General features: G+C 43.9%; 15 protein-coding genes. 2 read left to right on the plus strand and 13 right to left on the minus strand.

Features of this window, described 5'->3' with window-relative positions:
- Positions 1–3 precede the first annotated feature (3 nt).
- The 9 genes from ACESTK_RS13815 to ACESTK_RS13855 form a co-directional block, all read right to left on the minus strand.
- Positions 4–186 (minus strand): hypothetical protein, encoded by a 183-nt coding sequence (locus ACESTK_RS13815; RefSeq protein ID WP_173718716.1) that lies wholly within the window; start codon positions 184–186, stop codon positions 4–6.
- Between the two features lie 46 nt (positions 187–232).
- The gene (locus ACESTK_RS13820; RefSeq protein ID WP_177271826.1) at positions 233–433 is read right to left on the minus strand and encodes a hypothetical protein; all 201 of its coding nucleotides are present in this window, start codon (positions 431–433) and stop codon (positions 233–235) included.
- 66 nt (positions 434–499) lie between these two features.
- Positions 500–964 (minus strand): hypothetical protein, encoded by a 465-nt coding sequence (locus ACESTK_RS13825; protein ID WP_195700028.1) that lies wholly within the window; start codon positions 962–964, stop codon positions 500–502.
- A gap of 13 nt (positions 965–977) precedes the next feature.
- Entirely contained in the window at positions 978–3,533 is a 2,556-nt protein-coding gene (locus tag ACESTK_RS13830) for a hypothetical protein (protein WP_177271824.1), read from the minus strand.
- 16 nt (positions 3,534–3,549) lie between these two features.
- Positions 3,550–5,331: a hypothetical protein gene (locus tag ACESTK_RS13835; RefSeq protein WP_177271823.1), complete on the minus strand. Its 1,782-nt coding sequence runs from the start codon at positions 5,329–5,331 to the stop codon at positions 3,550–3,552.
- 69 nt (positions 5,332–5,400) lie between these two features.
- Positions 5,401–7,623 (minus strand): ATP-dependent RecD-like DNA helicase, encoded by a 2,223-nt coding sequence (locus tag ACESTK_RS13840; protein WP_177271822.1) that lies wholly within the window; start codon positions 7,621–7,623, stop codon positions 5,401–5,403.
- Positions 7,620–8,012 carry a DUF4870 domain-containing protein gene (locus ACESTK_RS13845; RefSeq protein ID WP_147422317.1) on the minus strand — a complete coding sequence of 131 codons (393 nt, stop codon included), beginning with the start codon at positions 8,010–8,012 and terminating at the stop codon, positions 7,620–7,622. The genes ACESTK_RS13840 and ACESTK_RS13845 overlap by 4 nt, the downstream gene beginning before the upstream one ends.
- Before the next feature lie 16 nt (positions 8,013–8,028).
- Complete coding sequence (locus ACESTK_RS13850) at positions 8,029–8,619, minus strand: single-stranded DNA-binding protein (protein ID WP_173718710.1); 591 nt, start codon at positions 8,617–8,619, stop codon at positions 8,029–8,031.
- Between the two features lie 402 nt (positions 8,620–9,021).
- On the minus strand, positions 9,022–9,171 hold the full coding sequence (locus ACESTK_RS13855) for a hypothetical protein (RefSeq protein WP_237925509.1): 150 nt from the start codon (positions 9,169–9,171) through the stop codon (positions 9,022–9,024).
- A 204-nt stretch (positions 9,172–9,375) separates the two neighbouring features.
- Here ACESTK_RS13855 and ACESTK_RS13860 point away from each other — a divergent pair, with 204 nt between their 5' ends.
- On the plus strand, positions 9,376–9,684 hold the full coding sequence (locus ACESTK_RS13860) for a type II toxin-antitoxin system RelB/DinJ family antitoxin (protein ID WP_118580603.1): 309 nt from the start codon (positions 9,376–9,378) through the stop codon (positions 9,682–9,684).
- A complete protein-coding gene (locus tag ACESTK_RS13865; RefSeq protein ID WP_118580600.1) occupies positions 9,681–10,052 on the plus strand; it encodes a type II toxin-antitoxin system RelE/ParE family toxin in 372 nt (123 codons plus the stop codon). The genes ACESTK_RS13860 and ACESTK_RS13865 overlap by 4 nt, the downstream gene beginning before the upstream one ends.
- Positions 10,053–10,134: 82 nt before the next feature.
- On the opposite strand, the gene srtB is transcribed toward ACESTK_RS13865, so the two are convergent.
- The 4 genes from srtB to ACESTK_RS13885 all read right to left on the minus strand — a co-directional run bounded on the left by srtB (position 10,135) and on the right by ACESTK_RS13885 (position 20,054).
- Positions 10,135–10,863 (minus strand): class B sortase, encoded by a 729-nt coding sequence (srtB, locus tag ACESTK_RS13870; RefSeq protein ID WP_173718709.1) that lies wholly within the window; start codon positions 10,861–10,863, stop codon positions 10,135–10,137.
- A gap of 68 nt (positions 10,864–10,931) precedes the next feature.
- Positions 10,932–17,318, minus strand: coding sequence for a SpaA isopeptide-forming pilin-related protein (locus ACESTK_RS13875; protein WP_373120009.1), 6,387 nt, complete (start codon positions 17,316–17,318; stop codon positions 10,932–10,934).
- Positions 17,319–17,474: 156 nt separating this feature from the next.
- Positions 17,475–18,731, minus strand: a complete 1,257-nt coding sequence (locus tag ACESTK_RS13880) for a hypothetical protein (RefSeq protein ID WP_204454526.1) — start codon at positions 18,729–18,731, stop codon at positions 17,475–17,477.
- Between the two features lie 48 nt (positions 18,732–18,779).
- Positions 18,780–20,054: an ERF family protein gene (locus tag ACESTK_RS13885; protein WP_204454528.1), complete on the minus strand. Its 1,275-nt coding sequence runs from the start codon at positions 20,052–20,054 to the stop codon at positions 18,780–18,782.
- Positions 20,055–20,060: the final 6 nt, after the last annotated feature.

The following is a 20,060-nucleotide window of genomic DNA, read 5'->3' on the forward strand; positions in this document are numbered from 1 at the left end:
TTTTCAACTAAACTTAAATGCATCAATCCCATGCAGGTTATGGCTTTTTCTGGTCAGTGTAATACTGTCCTCAAAATGTTCCTGACAGCTTTTTTTCGCTGCCCTTCTCATGCCTTTTGAAGTCTGGCGTTTTGCCATTCTTTTAAATCCAGGTCCTACCAGGTGGTTTTTATGATACATTCCCATATTTTTCACTCCATTTCGGCAGGCACCAAGCCCTGCGTTTTTCTTTTCATGCTCTTTCTATATAGCGGATACTGTTTTTTCGGCATTCAAATTCCGGACACAAGGAACTCCACAATTCTTCCAGATCCTTCATCCCGAATGCACTAAGTTCCGTTTCCCGTTCCCTTCCATACAGATCGGTATATCCAATCTGGTAAGTTCCGCCTCCGCTTCTTACGATTCCTTTTCCAGCTTTCCTTACGGTCATGTTATTGCCTCCATTTAAAATTATTTCTTCCTATTAATTAAGGGGGACGACTTGTCCCCCAAAAAGTTACGCTGCAATATAAAGTTCTTTTTCCCTGTCCACAAGAGGCAGAACATAGGTTGTCTGTTCCAGATGGTTTTCTTTTTGATAGTTTACGCCATCGTGATAAGACGAGAACTGAAGGATCTGCCCCTGGTTTTTATAGGGCTTCAGGTTTTCCTTCCATCCGGGCTCTAATCCGTGAACGGCAAGCCCCCAGGCCACCTTGCAAAGATTGCATCTTAATCCTGCATATCCAAGATATTCTTTTACAAACTGTTCCGCACTGTGGGTGTTAGAAAAATAACGGGCATACTCAAATGAGCGGCACAGAATTTTTCCATCCTGAAAGCCTGCAAAATAACAATCTTTTTTCAGCTCGATCACATACCCGGTTGCGTAGATTTCCTTTCCCGGATGTATCTTTTTTGAATCCTCATGGATCTGTAACAACTGTTCGGAATAAATCTTTTTTCTTTTTTTATGCTGCATCATGCTCCTCCTTTTAGTTTACTCTTCGAAGTAATTTTGCCAGCTGCTTTGTCAGTCGGATGGGAAGCTGCTCTAAGCTTGATATATCAAGATAGGCATTTCCATAAATCTTCCGGATAGCTTCTTTATCCCAGCCAATCGCTGCTGCCTGAAACAAAATTCCTTTCTTTCCGAGCTTTTCCTTGATTTTTTTTAAGTCTGCTATAGCATAGCTTCCAAAATAACAGGTTGCATTTGGCAGTCCGTCACTGATAAGGAACAACAGTTTTTGTTTTTCCGGACGTTTTAAAAGCTTATTTGCCATAAATAGAAGGGCTGCCCCGTCCCGGTTACTGCCATCGTTTTCCATAGTGATGATCCGCAAACGGTCATTTCTGTCTTCCTCGAACTCTGCATAACTATGAAAATAAACAGTTTCCCCACTTGGATCACGATGATCGTAACCATCCGTATGGTGCCCGTAAACCAGAATGGGGATTCCGGCTTGTCTGCAAAAATCGTATAAGGTGAGGGCTGCTACCTTGGCTGCTTCTATACGATGGCCTATCATGGAACCAGAATTGTCCACCAACACGCAGACCACCGCATCTGTTTTCTTTCCGGGAAATGTCCGCTTATATACGGCACCGCCTGGATCCGCAATGGCACGCATATCCAGCTTTTTTCCAAGATACATCCGACGTTCCGTCCGTTCCTTCTGGTTTTCCAGGATTGGAAGAAGCCTGGTCCGAAGCCTTTTTTCTACCTTTCTTGCCGAAGCTTCATATGCAGACAGCCAGCTTTTTTCTGTTTCTGTGAAGGTGTTCTTATACAGAACCTCTTTTTTTACCATGTTATGGGCTGCTTCAAATTCCATTCCATCCAGTTCCTCCTGCAGACGGATTTGGGCTTCTACTCCCATGTCCTGGTCCACGGTTTCTGATACTAAATCTAAAAGGATTTTTTGCAGTATAAGGTCAGATTTTTCATCTGCGCCTTCCCGTTCTTCCTTATCCTCTTTCGAAACCTGGACCACCGTGGCATTTTCAAGTTCCGGTAAGGCAGTCTCATCCACTTCCGATTCCTGAATAAATTTGGGAAGATCTTCGGTCAGTTCTTTTAGATACTCCCCCATGGCGACCTCCAGCTTTTTTAGTTGTTCTTCCGTCAGCTCTTCTGTTTGTTTCCCGGTTTTCGCCTCGTCCTTTCCATTTCCGGATACATCTGTCGGAAGATCCTCATCGGAGGAATCCGAAGAAAAATCTTTTAGACCTTCTTTACCGCCTACAGCTTCCTTAGATTTCTCTTCTGAAGAAGCTTTTTCAGATACCGTTTCTGATTTATTTTCCTCCTCTGAGGCATTTGGAGACTCCTCATCCCCGGTCTGCTTAGAAGCTTCCCAGTTGTTATCCCCAGAAGTATCACCTTCTTTTACAGGTTCCTCTTCTTTGGATTCCTTTTCTCCTGTGGAGGATTCTTCTGTTTCTTCCTCTTCATCTTCTCCCACGGATTTTCCTTCTCCCTGGGATGCCTCTTTTCTATCTTCCTCTGTAGAATTTTCTTCCCCTGCTGATTTTTCTTCTTCCGGTTCTTCCTGCGGTGGTTCTTTCTGCGACGGTTCCTCTTGTGGCTCGTCCTCTTCTGGCGGCTCTTTTTCTGATGGTTCTTCCTGAGGCATTTCTGCTTCCGGCGGTTCTTCTTCCTGTGGTCGTTCTTCCTCGTTTTCTTCTGGTTCCTGACATTCCTGCTTCAATTCTTCCAAAAGATTCCGAAAATACTTCCACATCTTAAGCAGGATCTGGTTGGTGGCCTGGTAACGGATAAGATCACTGTCCGCTGTCACCGACAGATTCACAAACTGCTTCACCTCATTTAAGGTATCCAGCATCTCACAGCTTTCCATATTCCAGGAATTGGCATATCCCCGGAGGGCATACTGTACAAGTACCTTTAAAAAAACAGAAACCGGATCTGAATTTCCCTCTAGCAGTTCTTTTAACGGGGGAATCCATTCCACGTTTCGTCTCCGGTTGATCAGAATTCCTTTTTTGATACTTCCAGGAAACAGGCTGCACATCTTTTCCTCTATGTACACATCATTTAAAAGGTTGCTGATATAAGACGCACATTCTGTCAGAAGGGGAACCACCACTGGATTTTTCCCGGCCAGACAGGTATCCATCTCATTCAGGGCTTTTTCTTCGTCCTCGTTTTCCGGCTCTGGTGCATCCGGATACCAGACGCCTGCCAGCATGTTCTGCACATAGACTTTCCGAAGTACAGAATCCGTAAATCTGGCATGGCCGCATTCATGTCCTAATATCCCGATCAGGCTGTCACTTTTTTGTTCCAGTTCTAAAAAGCTGCCTGTGATGAGATTGCCAATGTTGATGCCGATTCGTTTCCCATCATTCCAGCCTGCCAGTCCGTCTTCTGTACTCTGGTACAAAAGCAGCTGCTCCAGTTTTTCCCCTGCCACTTCATTTGCAAGGTCCCGAAAAAGTTTCCGATAACCTTCTGAAAAAAAGACCTGACTGGGGCTTAACTTTTTTTGTTCTTCCTTGATCCGCTCTCTATAAGTATCCTTCATTTCGATTCTCCTGTTTCTAACAATACGGTTCCACATAGGTCTTCATCAGATGTTCCTGTTCCTCCGGATCCATTGTGGCTTTACTGATAACCGCAACCTGTGCCGCGCGCCTGACATCTTTAATTGCCTGAAAGGTACGCACCCAGTTTTCCAGTTCCCGATAGCCGCACACACCATCCTGAAGATCTTCTTCCTTCAGATAAGCATGGATTTTTTGAATGGCCGAAACCATAAAGTTTAAGCCTTTCTCATCCCCATATCCGGTACGTGCAATAACCCGCCGCTTCATTTCCTCTTCTGTGAGATTTTGCTTGGGCTGGATCAGGCTCATACGGGATAAGACCGACTGGTTAAAATTTCCGCAGCCCACATAATCCAGGTTTGTAGTCATAATCACAATGGTATCTTTATTTCTCTTTATTTTTTCCCCATTAATCAGATCTGTCACCGCTCCATCATCAAAAAGAGAGTTCAGTCTTGTAAGCGTCCCTGGTTTTTCAATCATGGACGGCTCCTGAATTTCCAAAACGGAAGGAAGACGGCACGCTTTTATGATCTCTGATTCCCGCAACAAAAAATCCTTCTCTGCCCTTGCACTTTCATATCCTTTTTCATAAGCAAGGCGCAAAAGTTTTTCAAATGCAGCTTCTTCTGAAATGCCCTCTTCATAGGTTCCGCTAAGTACACAAAGTGCGGAAGCTGGATCCATCTGAAGGTCGTAAAAGGCTGGAAGCACTGGAAGCGTTTTCTTTTTCGTTCCCATGTTTGGTACCGTACTTGCAAGAAGCTCCAGCTCATCTGTACCAGGCCCACAGGTAAATACATAATAGGGAAGACCTAATATCTGTGCGATCATCCTGGCATCTGTGGTTTTTCCAGTTCCCGCTTCCCCCGTCATCATAAAAAGCCTTGCCGGGGTATGAACGACCATTTCCAGGATTTCTTCCACCTCCTGGCTCACAATGTAATCCTCTGGAAGCGTGGGGATCCTCTCTTTTTCACTATGCCGGCAGTTAAAATGTCCTGCATACTCCATCTTTAACTCCGAAATAGCAGCACCTTTCTTCCTTCCTTTTACTCCCAGCACTTTAAAAGTACCAATTATACAGGCATTTGGCGCATAAATTCCGGAGTTCAGGTCAAATGGATGAAAACTATCCTTCAGTTTTCCTTCCGCAAACTGGTTCCGGTCAAAAGAAATGGCATCCTCCGTTGTGGCAGTCATCCGCAGATACAGGTTATCACAGCAGCGAAAGGACATTTTGAGCGCCTGCCCCGCCAGTCCTGCTTTTATAGCACGTTTCAGTTCATCAAAGCAGGTATGAAACTCATCGTCGTAATACTGGCTTTCGGGAACTATACTTGCATAGACAAGCATTGCAAGATACTCCTCCCCGGTAGATTTTCCCTTTAAAACGCCAGGCATCTTTGTTGTTTCTCCTGCGGGATCATTTTTCTTTCTAATTCCACAGAATCTTCCGTTTTGATAATTGTACGTCATGACACAAAGTTCCTGCTCCACCGGGTATTCCAGGCAAAAATAACGAACAGACTTTTCTGCCAGCTGAATTCCGGCAGCACCTTCTTCTTTTTCTTTCATTCCCAAAAGCTTAAAAATAGCAGCCAATGTAGGCGGATGAAGCTTTGCAGATTTTCCATTTGTCCGCGTATTATATCTGGAGCAGTCTTCCGCTTCATAGCTGATTCTTTTTTTCTTTGCAAACTTTAAATATGCCTCAATTTTTTCCGGCAATGACAATTGATAGGTCCACGGTTCATAAAAACAGATTTCTGGCATTTTGATTCCTCCATATGGAAAAGCAGGGTATGAGCATTTTGCGTCTCATATCCTGCTGATCTTTGTTTGTTATGCTGATTTCTTTTCCTGTTCCAGGTAGGCTTTGTAAATCTTTTTGATCCGGTAACCAAACATGGTATTTCGTTTGCTCACCGTATCGTTATTGATTGCGATTACCATTGCCTCTTTACTTCCTACTATTTTCACCCCACGCCTTGCTCTTGTGACTGCCGTATAGAAAAGATTTTTCCGCAGCATCCGATAAAAACAGGTGAGCATCGGCAGAATCACTACTGGATATTCCGAGCCCTGTGCCTTATGGACGGTGATACAGTAAGCCAGATTTAGCGGCCATATATCCCCTTCGGTATATTCCATGATTTTTCCATCCCCAAAATCTACACGCATCCTGCTTTTCCCGTCTGCTTTATAGATATTTAGGACTTCTCCAACGTCACCGTTTGCCACATCTTCCTCATTTTTCAGCTGCATCACGAGATCTCTCTCCCGATATGTAGTCGATCCATTCTTAATTTCCGGATAACCGTACCGCTTCGGATTCACGATATCCCGAAGGACAGGATTTAATGCATCTGCACCTACCTTCGTATCCTTTCGAAGTGGGGAGAGTACCTGAACCCCTTCTACCCGGTTTTCGTTTTTTTGAAGTTCTTCCCGGTAGAGCTTCTGGATAATTTCAGCAGCTTCTTCATCATCTTTTGCCGGATAAAACTGGAATGTATCATCAAAAACCAGATTGGTTTTCCTTTCGTTTATCTTATCCGCATTCTGAATAATCGTGGATTTTCCTTCCTGCCGGAAGCTCTCTGTTAGTATCGTAACTGGGATCACACCAGATTCGATCATCTCTTTAAATACGTTTCCCGGTCCCACTGATTCCAGCTGGTCTTTATCGCCTAAGAATACCAGGCGGGTTCCAATAGGAACCCGAGACAAAAACTTATCCATAAGTGGCATGTCGATCATACTGCACTCATCCACAATGATAAGAGATGCCTCCAGCATACTCTCTTCGTCCCATTCTTCCTCACCCGCTTCTCCTTTTAACCCAATTGCTTTATGAATCGTCAGGGCGGGGCAGGCAGTACAGTCACTCATCCTTCGTCTGGCACGACCAGTTGGAGCACATAACAGTATCTCCGCGTTCTTATGAAGAATTTTCTCTACCTCAATGATAAAGCTGATATCTGTCGTCTTTCCACGTCCAGGTCCTCCGGTAATGATGGTAACCGGATATTGAAATGCTTTTAAAATTCCTTCTTTTTGCCTGGCATTTAGTAGAATCTTCTCTTTTTTCTGAATGCTGCTTATAATGGAGTCCACCTGATAACTTTGCGTCCCACCTCGCAGGATCAGTTTGACTAAGGAAGCGGCCGCTCCAAGCTCTGCACGAAAACTATTCTTTAAATAAAATCCGCCATCACTACACACCAGGGTACCATCCTTACGGATCATTTCATTTCCGGCATCCCGGATGGCTCTTTCTGGCACCAGTCCGGTTTCCTTTTTATGATTTAAAAGCAGGGCTGTCCGCTTTAAGATTTCCTCACAAGTCAGGTATAGATGGCCTTCGCCTTCTGCTTCCGACATAATATGAAGAATCGCTGCTTTAATCCGCATAGGCTCATCTGGCTTAAAATTCTTTGCTTTTACCGCAATCGGATCCACCGTTAGAAATCCAAACCCAGGAATCTCGCACAAACGAAATGGCGTGTTCTGAATAATGAGTGGGGCTGCATTTCCAAAGTGTTCCTGGATCTGCGCCACCTTCCTTGGTGTCACCCCAAAGGGAGATAAGGTCACAATTAACTGCCGCAAAGTCTCGCTGCCACGGTATCCTTCCAGAATCTCTGAGAGCTTTTTTCGGGTAATGCCTTTGATTTCCAGTAACTTCTCAGGATTTTTTTCAAGAACTTCAAACGTATTTTCCTGGTAACGGTCTACAATCCGCTCGGCAAGTACTGGCCCGATTCCCTTAATAAGGTCAGAGGCCAGGTATACCTTGATTCCTTCTGTGCTCGTGGGTAATGCAATCTGAAAAGAAGAAACCTTATACTGCATTCCAAATTTTCCGTCTTTCCAGGTTCCGTTCAGTTCTACTTCAAGGCCATCCTCAGTCGGAAGCTCATTTCCAATTGCCATAAACATGCCATATCTGCCATTTTTCTGGCTGCTTACTTCCTTGGGAAGTGTTTCTTCCGTTACATAGGAGGCAACGGTGTATCCATTTCCTGCATTGTAATAGATACACCGGACTGCTTTACATTTCATTTTGGTCCATCACCTCCGGAAACACCTCTTTTTCTTCCCTGTTTTCTTCCTTGCTTTCTCCTCTGTTTTACCGGTTCTGACCGCGTTTCATCCGGACTCTTTTGAACGCCACCGGGCGCTTCAGCATGACCGCGTACTTTACCGGGAGCTGGTTTCTTGGTTTCAGGGTGGCTGTGTTTTTGTTCATCATTCTCATTCGGATTCTCCTTTTTTTCATTTAGATATTTGTAACAATAGATACCTGCTGCAATTGGAAGCCCCAGTGTCAGACTCTGTACAATCACTGCTAAAAACAGCGGCCATAAAAAGGGTGACAGAAGCATTCCTATAATTCCAGTTATCAGGCAGGCTTTTTGGTGTGCCTGGCACCATTTTTTTACTCGTTCCATTTTTTCTCCTTTGTTATCAGCAAAAATCTCCCATCTCTTCATTTCCCATATTCATAAATTCCTCGTCTACGTTGTAGCGGTTTTGTGAAGTCTGGCGTGAAGACTGGGCTCTTTGTGGTTTACTTCCTGTACGGTTTGTTTTCCCCTGGTTCGTGTTTTTGTAGTATGGCGAATTTTGATAGGAATTTCCTGGATTCTGGCTGGATCGTCCATTGGAATTTGATCCACTATTTCGTGAGGGCTGTGAGGAATTCCGATTGGTACGTCCGTTCTGGCTCACATTTTCACTTTCGTCCTTACTGTCTACAAACTCAATGTCGTTTACAAGCAGTCTCATACCATATACTTTTTCGCCACTATTACCTGTATAGTTATCATTATGCATCTCGCCCTCTAAAGCGATTTTTTTGCCCTTATAAAAATACTTTGCTACAAACTCAGCTCTTTCCCCAAATGTGACACAGCTAAAGTAATCAGCATTCGGAGCTCCTTCCTGCTTGAAATTTCGCTCAACCGCAATCCGAAAATACGCGACTGTCTTTTTTCCCGCTGAAGACATCACCTTTGGATCCGTTGCCATCCGTCCGATAAATATAGACTTATTCATGTGCACACTCCTTGTTGTTTTTGATTCGATAACAAAAAACATTCAGAATGAATCCCAAATGTCCGTTATCATTTTCCTTCTTTTACCAGTTCTTCCGGTCTCCTTTCTTTTGGATTTTTTATTTTTCCTCCTTTCAAGATGTTGATTCGTATTTGTTTTTTTGCAATAAAAAAAGGCCACTTAGAACGTTTCATTCTAAATGACCTAATTTCTCACAAAAGGCAGGAACCATGTTCCTCATATTTTTCTTTCGGGCTTCTCCGAAACCAAATTTTTTTACCTGTTTTACAGGCACAAATACAAATCTCAAAATCATAATAACACAAGATATAGTATGCGTCAACAATTCATTTTCTGTATTTTGTGTTATAAACAATATGTTTTTCATTTTTACCACAAGAGTCAAATTCTTGCCCAAAGTTCGGTTGGTGTAAATGCCATAACTTTACTTTTGGTAAAATCTTTCAAATTTCTTGTAATGATATAATCTGCATGAACAGATTCCACCATTGCACTATGCACTGCATCTTCAAACAATTTTGCTGTCATCATAGCAAAGCTCCTTTTCTATGTTTAGTACATATCGCGATATATATCATAGTCAAGAAGATATTCTGCTATATATCTTATCGTCTCCAGAACAGTAGCTATTCACCATTTATACCTGATTCAATCCCAAGATTGTATTGCTATTGTACTGACATTTGTGTATAATAACTATAGATATCTTATTTCTCTTGAAAGGAGCGGATCTATATGGCTGCAAAATCAGCAAATTTATATGCACGAATCGAACCAGATGTAAAAGAAAAAGCAGAAAACATTTTGTCTACGCTTGGAATTCCAGCTTCCAGTGCTATTAATATGTTTTATAAACAGATTATTTTACAGAGGGGACTTCCATTTGAAGTGAAATTACCATCTTCAAGACCAGTTGACATTCATACATTATCTGAAACAGAATTCAATGAAGAATTGGAGAAAGGATATTCGGATATGCAAGCTGGACGGGCTAAAAATGCGAAAAAAGCCTTTGCAGATATCCGCAATGATTATGGCATATGATCTATGAGGTTGAATTATCTGAACAGGCTGACAACGATTTAAGAGGGATTTTTGAATATATTGCATTTGAATTGCAATCCCCTGAAAATGCAAGCGGACAGCTTGATCGTCTTGAAGAACAGATTTTAAGTCTGGATATTATGCCAGAACGGTATCGAAAATATGAAAATGAACCATGGAAAAGTCGTGGACTTCGTGTATTACCTGTAGATAATTATGTGATATTTTATATTCCTGATTCCAATAAGAAAGTCGTAACAATTCTTAGAGTAATGTACGCTGGACGTGATATTGAAAATCAGTTAAAATTTCACACAAAGCAATCAGAGACCATAACTTCCTTTTCTGCAAATATGGAAACGCCATAATAACTCGAATTAAGTTTCACTTTCTAAACAATGCCATCTTTGATAATTTTGCTATCAAAGATGGCATTTTAACTTCCTGCAATTAAAAGACTTCTATACTTATATCCTCACCATTTGTCTCTGACTCTTCACCTTTCTCTGGCAGTTCACAAAAAAGCACTAGCCGTTTTGAAGAATCAGAGCCGCAGGTGGATAACAAAAGTGTCCTGGTCTCCACCTGTTCTCCCAGCCAGAAGGTATCACTATCCGCTTTTACATAGCCACATTTTATGACGGTATAGGTTAAGGCTTCCCCATCTGGTAAATACAGATATACCTTATTATGCTCCTGTAAATACGATTCACTTTCATATTTATGCAGCCCCTGAAACATGCTGCCATCTTTCATATTATGCCCGTATAGAATAGTTTTACGGTTGGTAAAATCCGGACTATTATCTTTATCCAGAAAAATACTTCCTGCCACATGTTCCGTCTTTTTAAAGGTATGCTTCAGATAATATTCATTATCAGTTCCCTGCACAACCGGATAATCAATCCTGGTGTCCGGGATCCGTATCCAGGCAATGATCTCTGGATTTATTTTTTTTAGGGCTTCAAAATCCACGGTAACCGTTTCTTCCTGGTTTTCCTCCGGTGTTTCTCCATCTTTCCTTTCTTTTGGCTCCTCCACGGCAACGTATTCCCGCAGGGTGTCATATTCCTGCTCTCCGTCCCTATACATGAGAAACGTCCCAGCTCCCATACAGATACCAAACCCAAGCAGCAAAAGGCACACCGCTACAATCCCCATTTCTTTTACCTGCTTCATAAATTTCCTCCACTTCCAATTTTTTTGCAAGAAAAAAGGACCGCCACAAACGTGACAGTCCATTTTTCTTATTCCTCGTGATTTTTCTTTTTGGTGTACCAGAAGATTCCGGCTATTCCTCCAACGGATAAAACAAGAAGAAGGATTGGCAGCCAAATGTTAGTGTCATCTCCTGTTTTCGGGGATTTTACATAGTCACCAGTCGGGATCCGCTCATTGGTAAGTTCTTTTGTGATCTCGATTTCTTTTGTCTTATCGTCCTGGTAGGTAAATACAATGGATTCCTCTTTTTCGCTTCTCACATAGCCATCCGGCGCTTTGGTTTCAACCAGGATATACTCGATTTCTTTTTTCATCTTTCCATCTTTATAAGAAGCGATTGGAATATCTCCGCTTGTAGCAACGCCCTCTTCATCTGTGACAAGGGTTGCCACAACTTTTCCAGATTTCTTGATCCGAAGTTCAAACTCTGCTCCGGCAAGAGGGGAGCCATCTTCTGCATCGGTTTTCTTAAGAATCAGTTTTCCAGTAGGACGGGCATCTTTCATTTCCACCTTCTGGATTTCCCCAGTATCTTTGACCTCAAAAGATACCTCTTCCGCAACCAGGTACCCATCCGGTGCCTGTTCTTCCCGAAGGGTATAGGTTCCAACCGGAAGTTTTTCTACCATATGCGGATCTTTATCAGATACCCAGCTTTCTACTACTTTTCCATCTTTGTCCAGGATAGTTAATTTTGCGCCAGGTATTTCCTTGGAATCTGTCACATCGGTTTTACTGATTTCTACTTTTGTGACATCATCTAACATCTGGTGCTTCTGAACTTCGGCTGTATCTTCCACTTTAAACTCAATGCTCTCTGCAGTGGTATAGCCGTCTGCTGGTTTGGTTTCCACCATCGTATAGGTTTCCCCCACTAACAGGCCACGGATCATATGTGGTTCTTCGGTAGAAATCCATTCATCCACAACAGTTCCATTGGAATCCAATACCTGCAGGGATGCACCAGGAAGCTCTTTTCCATCTGTTAAGTCCGCTTTGGAAAGTTCCACAGAGGTCTGCACATCCTCAAAAATAAACTCATAAACAGCCTGGGTGGTTTTGTCGCCCTGATATTCGAAGGTAAATTCCTGAGTTTCGGTTCCACGCACATACCCGTTTGGTGCATAGATTTCCTTGAGGTAATACTTTGCACTGATTGGAAGATCTGCCATAAAGTGGATCCAGCCGCTTTCATCTGTGGTCTTCAGCTCAATGATGGTATCCTTCTCAATCAGGACTTTGCCGCTTGCAGATGTAATGTCTTCCGCTGCAAACAGTCCAAAAATGGCTCCGGAAAGAACCTTGTCGCTGTCTTTTTCTTTTTTCAGAACATTAACCTGCACCTTCTGGCGACGGTTCTGCCAGTCTGCACTATAGGTTACAACCGGAGTGTCCTGGTCACGGTAGGTAAGGTCCACGTATCTTGGCTCATCATCTAATACATATCCATAGGAGGTTTCTTTTTCAATTATGTAATATTTACCAAGAGGCAGATTGTCAAGCTCTGCAATACCCGTTCCGTCGGTTGTAATGGTACCGATCAGCTGATCTTTTGTATAGTAGTTTTCACTGACACCATCTGCTGCCTTTATGTCCTCAGCTGCGTACACATTAAAGGAAACATCCATCAGGCTTCCAGTTACATAGCTAAAGAAATGTTCCACCATACCTTTTGCATTGTCAAGCAAAGTTACATCATCTAAAAACTCACCTTTTTTATTTACCAGAAGGCGGGCAATCGGCACATCATCTTCCATCTTTACCTTCTGTACCTCAGCGGTATCGGAAATCTTAAAGGTAATATCCGTGGTGCGTAAATAGCCATACGGTGCGATCTGTTCCCGGAGAGTATAGGCCTCCCCAACCTTTAAACCTTTAATCACATGCGGCTTGTCTTTCTCTGAAATCCAGGAATCGACCACTTCGCCCTTTTTATTCAGGATAATTAAGGATGCACCGTCCAGTTCCACGCCGGTAGTCAGATCTGCCTTTGTGATTTCCACGGTGGTTGGCTGGTTTTTCTTGGTGGCTTTTAATTTGATTACTTTTACATCCTGTCCCTGGTAGCTGGCATCAAATTCCAGGATTTCATCCGAGGAAACATAGCCATCCGGTGCCTGAAGCTCTTTCACATAATACTTGCCAAGCGGCAGGTCCAGGGTAATCTGTGCCAGTCCATTTTTGTCACTCTTTACCTTCTGAAGCAGGGTATCTGCCTTTACAATTACCTTATCGCCGGAATAAATGTCATTATTGTTATAAATTCCAAACTCGGCACCTTCCAGCTTTTTACCAGTTTCGGCATCCTCTTTCACCACTTTAAGTTCTACCTTCTGGCGCTTATTGGAAAATTCCACGGTTTCTTCCACAACTGGAGTGTTCTGATCTTTATACAGGAAGGTAAGCTCCTGGCTGTCCGAGTTAATGACAAACCCGGTTGGTGCTTTGGTTTCCACAACACGGTAGGTACCAAGTGGCAGATCCGTTAGAATGGCCTCTCCTTTTTCATCTGTGGTAACCTTCTGGATCAGCGTATCTTTTGGGTAAATGACAGTGCGGTTGCCCGCTTCATCCACCTGGTGATCCGGGGTATAAATATCCTCTGCGGCATAAACCGCAAACTCAGCACCAGAAAGGGAAGTTTCCTCGTAGATAAAATCTTTTTTGAAAGATTTTAAGGTTTCCCCAGATTTATGGATGATGAGCTTTCCTTTTGCCGGATGGTTCTCATAGACAGCCGTAATGATTGCGTCCCCAGTGGTGGAATCCATCTGGTAAGCTGTGTTGCTGTCTACTTTAATCTCAACAAAATTGGTATTCTGGATGTAGCCATCCGGAGCCGTCACTTCCTCGATCCGGTAGTTGCCGCATTTAAGGGCACTTGGCAGTATCAGATAACCATTTTCATCAGTAAAATAAGATTTATGGGTTACGGTACTTGGATAGGTTGTGGTCTGCTCCACATATTTTCCTGCATCCAGGTCGTAGATCTTAAACTCGGTGTTTGCAAGAAGGACCGGCTTCTTGGTTTCATCGTCTTGTTTGATGATTTTTAATTTTGCTGAAAATTCATCGTCCAATAACACTCTCCAAACCTGGGGTTCTGACTTGTTCTCGCTGATCACAACCGTAAAATCATCAACAGGTTTGAAATTATGAGGGGTAGTGGTTTCCCTTACGATATAAGTTCCATAGGGAAGGGGAATGGTGCAGGCATAACCTTTTTCATCCGTAAAGATTTCCGTCTTTCCATCTTCAGTTAATACGACCGGAACTGCATTTTCAAAATCATAGGAGCCATCCTCTTTTGTATTTAGGCTGCTCACCAGATAGGCCGAAAATCCGGCACCCTTTAACAGATCCGCATCTGTTTTTCCATTATTGGCGGTCTTAATCAGCTGGAACGGCTGTTTCTTTACATCCTCAGTAACCGTGATGGTACACTCGATTTCTTTTACCTGGTCACCTTCATAGGTGCCCTCTACATCATGCTCTCTTTCGTCAAGGACGTAGCCCTCAGGAGGGGTAATCTCTTTTACATAGTATTTTCCAGGATAGAGATCGGACACACTTGCATTTCCATCTGCATCTGTTGTCAGGGTTGCCACCTGTGCATTTTTGGGATACAGGACACCGCTGACACCATCCGGATGAGTGACCACCTCCCTTGCATACAGTCCGTAAACCACGCCTTCTAAAGTGGCATCTCCCTGTGCGCTCTTTCCTGTTTCACTGTCTTCCTTGGAAAGATGGAGGTTCACACGTACACGCTCATCGGTAAAGATATGGGTAAATTCCACGTTTGCCTCTTTGTCCCCAGCGTAGTTAAATGCAAAGGAATAAACATCCGCTGCATTTAACACATACATCTGCGGAGCCTGAAGCTCTTTTACATAGTAGGAGTTATTCACCGGAAGATCCGCGCTGAAATGCCCGGTTCCATCCGCAGCAGTTGCCACCTTTTCGATCAAGGTATCCTTCTTTACGATCACGTTACCGTCCTCGGATACAATATCGTTTCCTGCGTACATGCCAAAGATGGCACCAGGTAATGGCTGCTTGGTGTCCCCGTCCTGTTTCACCAGTGACACAGAAGCTTTCTGCCTGTCATTCGTAAAGGTTACGGTGCTAAAAGAAACTTCCTCATTTTCACTGGCAGCGGATAAGGTTACGGTTTTGGATTCCCCAGTGCAGATGAGTTTGTCCGGTGCCTGTGTCTCGGTTACCACATAGGTTCCCAAATTTAAGTTATCCAGGGTTGCACTTCCATCTTCCCCGGTGATCAGACCTTCTTTTACAAGGTCACCCTTCTTATAAACGGTAGAGCCATCTGCTGCCACAATGTCAGCGCCTGCATAGACGTTATACACGGCTCCTTTTTGTTTTCTTGTTTCATAACGGAAGGTTACCTTTTCCTCAGTCACATCTGCCCCTGTTAATACCTCACCCTCTTTGTAAACGGTAAGGGAAGCCTTTTTCTCATCGTCAAACAGCTCCTGTGTAACTTTGCTTCCCATCACAAGTGACACGCCGTGGGCGGTAGCATCCACAAGGTAGCCAGAGGGACCTGTGATCTCTTTTAAGTAAACCACATCCTGGGTTTTGTCAATTGTCACAGAAGAAACGCCATTTGCATCCGTTGGCGGCATTTCTGTAATCAGGTTCTGGCATGCCTCGTCGCTATAGACACCATAGACCGCACCTGCTAACAGGGCATTGGAGCCCCTATCTTTTTTGATGATCTCGATAGTAGCCTGCTGAAGCCAGGTGACGGAAAAATCTATGAATTTTTCATCGTCGACGCCCTCACCAAATACCAGGGCAAGGTTCTGGGTATCGGTACCGGTCGTTACTTTATATGCCGAAAAGTCTTTCGTAATGTAACCTTTCATCGTAGACTTCCAGGCTCCCGCTACCTTTGCCGCCTGGTCAAGCGGTGCGGATAAGTAAAAAGTAGTTCCACCATATAATTTTATACTGACTCCGGCAGCACTTGCTTCTCCTGTATCTACGTTATGGAAAACCACGCCAGCGGGGAGCTTCATGGTAATGTTCTGTAAGGAATCGGCTTTAAATTTGATTTCCTCCGTACGCTGCTCGTTTCCATCTATATAAGCTGTTACGTTGTCATTGGAAAACTCCATGGCGACATCCGGGATATCCGGCTGTGCCATACAATATTCATAAAGTTCCATGGCAAGAGCCTGTCCGGTAGAGTTTGCCCCGGAAAAAGCATCGTCACCTCCGCTTGCATAAGAAACCGCAAGATGGGTAATGACAAACTGTTTTCCTGTGGAAAAATCCGGATGCTCCTGTTTGAAAAAGCCATTTACACCAGAAGCTTTGGTTCCGTAGTAGCACACTTTTGCAAGCTTTTTGCCATCCCCAAGTTTGGTGATCTTATACACACCATCCCCAGGGCTGTTTTTCGAGGGCTGAATACAATAAGCGGTTGCACTGACATTGTCAAATTTGACCGTATATTTATAGGTCAGATAACTGCCAAGCCCATAATCACTGTAGTAATAGCAGGTTCCCCTTGTCACATCCACATCGGTTCTGGTGCTGGCATAGGTAGCAATAAAAGAAACCGTTTCGCCCTCTTCCATGCTTAAAAAATCAATTTCCTGTTCTTCTGCCTGTTCCAGCACTTCACCAAGTGTCAGACCTGTCTCCGGATCCACAGTCGTCTCTTCCTCGGCGCGCTCCAGTTCAGCGTCAAACTCCTCTTCTGGTAAAATTTCAGAGCCAAAACCATCGTCTTCCAACGCGCCCTCTTCCGGTTCTGTGATATCGCCTTCTGGGTTTTCAACTGTGTCCACGGTTTCTTCTAAATCCTCACCCTCCGCTGGTACTTCTGTCAGCGTCGAATCCTGGTTTTCCTCTTCTGCAGAGATTTCCCCGACAACTACTGGCTGTTCCGGCAGAGGATCAGGGTCTTCACTTTCTCCAGATTCTTCTGTCCCGGAATCTCCTGCTGCCTGGGTCTCCGGCTCTTTTTCCGTTACCGTGATGGTCCTGGCAACCAGATAAGAATCCCCCTCTTTTGGCGTAATCCGGTAGACACATTTATAGGTTCCTGGTCTTGCCGGATCAAAATTGGTTCCGTCCTCCATAGCTGCTTTTTTCAGCTCCGCTTTATCCCCGTCCTTTAATCCCAGTCCGGTAAAATCTTTCTGGACATCAAAGGCTGCTCCCTGCTCAATTTCAATGGCAAGGGAAGGATCGGAGGTCGTTTCCGCAATCAGCTCTTCCTCTGATTTTTCTACCATCTGTTCCGATATGGCTTCCTGCGCCACCTCAGTTTCCGATTCCGCGGATACTGCAAAAGTACCTGTCGAAGCGAAGCTGCTGCAGCACAGCACAAAAGCCATTGCACCCGCAAGCCATCTTTTTCTCTTAAATTTACCCAATGTTTTTCTCCTCTCCTGCTAGATAATGGTCTGTCCCTGGTACTTATGTGGTATGGTCTGTCTCGAATTCCCATCTTTGTTTCTCCTTTCCTCTGGCTTATTTAGCCAGATAAAAAAGGACCTGAACATTTTCAGATCCTTTTTTATCTGATTAAATCAATAAAACCGCTCTTTTTCCTGTGGTGGCTTCCTATAAAGCCAGTCATCCACACCTTTATAATTTCCAAGCCACAAGCCTTTTTCATCTGTATCCCAGCTGATTCTCATACAGTTTAGGTTCAGCGTTTCACACATCTCATATAGCTTCAGACAGCCTTTACGGATGGTATCCCGCTTTCTTCGCTTATAGGGACACTCCTGTTTTTTTAAGAAGCGTTCCGGCTCCTCACACCAGATACACTTTTCCTTGCAGTCACAACGACAGGTAAGATTCATCATCTTATCCATGTCCATACACTCATACACGGTTTGTAAGCCTCTGCTTTTTAATTCCATCAACACCGGTTGCAGGCTTTTGTAATTTCCCACGCCAGGGATTCCTATATAAGAATGTCCACTTCTCATGCTGGCAAGTTCAGCCTTTAAAATTCCTTCTGTCACCCGGACGTTCTTCTGAACCGGGCTTATATAGCCGGACACCCCGGCCGGGCTGCCACTTGAAGTCCCTCCATCAAACCCACTGCTTGTAAACCAGATATATTTTCTTTTGTTCACCGGATGGTCAACCCGGATCTGAAAGCCCTTTATTTTATGATTCAGGGAATACACAGGGCACAGGTAGCCTCTGTTTCCCTCATAAAACGAAGCTTCCCACATGCCGTCCCGATTCCGAAAAAAACCTGGGATTCCGTCCAGCCTAAATCCTTTTTCCAATAGTTTTTTCGCAATAGTCCCTGCCTTTTTGGGTTCAATGCTTTTATAGCCCTTTCGTTCCAGTTCCTTTATTTCCGGATCTGTCACACCACGTCTTTTCAAGTCCTGTTTATGCAGGGTGTGAAGCTGCAAAAGGGAAAGCATCTGACGGTACACAAGGTCCACGTATTCTGGGGATCTTTTAACCTCGTCCGTTTTGGCCTTGTAACGGCAAGTTATCTTTTTATAGGTACTTCCTGTCACCTGACCGCCATTTTCCAAGCGGTTTATGATTTCCTGATAAGCTGTTTTGCACCGGTCTTCTCCATAAAGCCCCATAATGTCTGCATACAGGGTAAGCATATTTCCGCCCTGCCCGCAGTGGAAACAATGGAAAACGTTTTTGATTTCCCCATTTTTGCTAATGCAAAAGCTGCATTTTCCTCTGGTATCGCCACAATAGGGGCATTCCACCGGAAACTCCTGATCTGATCCTCCTTCAAGGCACCGTATGGACAGTAACCACGCCACTTCTTTTATGGTAAATGGATGTTCGTACATAATCCCTCCTAAAAAATGTGGCTCCGTTCTCCCGGAGCCACAATACGTTTATGCTGCAAGTCTGTTCTGTTTTTCATGTGCCACAATAATCTTTGCAGCATTTACCATTTCCATGTTGCTGCCGTAATAACCGGTTGCCATCCATCTGACTGTGTCTGCCCCTTTTGGGTTTTCCATCATCTCACCGAGCGTCTTTCCACTAAAAAGACCAAAATTGCACATTACCTTTCTGGCACGTTCCAGCTCTTCTTCCTCAGATTCCATACCGAAGCCTTCGTCTGTTTCCTCTTCGCTGTCATCTGCAAAGGGGTTTTCGTCTTCTGCACGAACAAAATGAAACTCTTCTTCCTCGGTTTCACCAGAAATTTCTTCCGCTTCTGCTTCAAAACGCTCTGTATCCTCGGGCACTTCGTCTGGCATCTCATCTGCTGTTTCCTCTAAGGGTTCCTCACTTGTACCAAGCGTTTCTTCTTCAGACTCGTTTTCCTCCAGAAAACTCTCTTCCAGATCTTTTTCTTCCATGCCAAACTGCATCTGGCCAGGCAAATTTTCATCCTCCTCTTTGCGTGCATCCCGGATCTCGTCAGGACTGATTTCAAGATCAAAAGAATCATCCGAAACCGGAACAGCCTTTTTACTGCTTCTGCTGTTTCCATTACGAACGGTCTTCAAGGTAGTTTCTTTTTGCTTCAAAGACTGCCCGGTTTCTTTTGCAGAAGTGAAAGCAGAGTCAGATTTCGGGGGATTTTCAGACTCTTCTTTGGCTTCCTTCTTCTTTGGCTCTGTCTGCACCGCATTTTGGTTCTGTTTTTTTGCAGGTTTCTTTGGTTCCTCACTTTTTTCTTTTTTTGTTTTATCGCCATCCGGAGCAGGGCCTCGCATATCCGGATCCTCGGTGGTCGCCTGGACGATGTTGAATTTATTTAATAAATAATACTTCAGTCCGTAGCTCCAGGCTGCACCTTTGGCCTTGTCTGGAACCTCATTGGTTCCGACTACATGAATATCACTGTAATTTTTTTCTTCTGGATGATCTGCATTTGTCCAGCAAAGCTTTAAATCCGCTTCATACCGCCACATATTGCCAAACGGTGTCAGATAGGCTGGATTTCCAGAAGCATCCAACTGCGTAGATACTTCACCAAGGACCTCAAAATCCACGCCGTATTTATTTAAGGCAGGGGTGAGGTATTCATAGACATCATCCAATCTCACAAAATCATAGGGCACCTCTTCGCTGTAACGTTTTCTTAACAGCTTTGGCACCATCTTTCTTATTTTAATCATTTTCTGAGTCAGGTTCAGATACGCATATTTACCCATAAATTC

This window comes from Ruminococcus sp. Marseille-P328, assembly GCF_964249465.1.
Taxonomy (GTDB): Bacteria; Bacillota; Clostridia; order Lachnospirales; family Lachnospiraceae; genus Blautia_A; species Blautia_A faecis.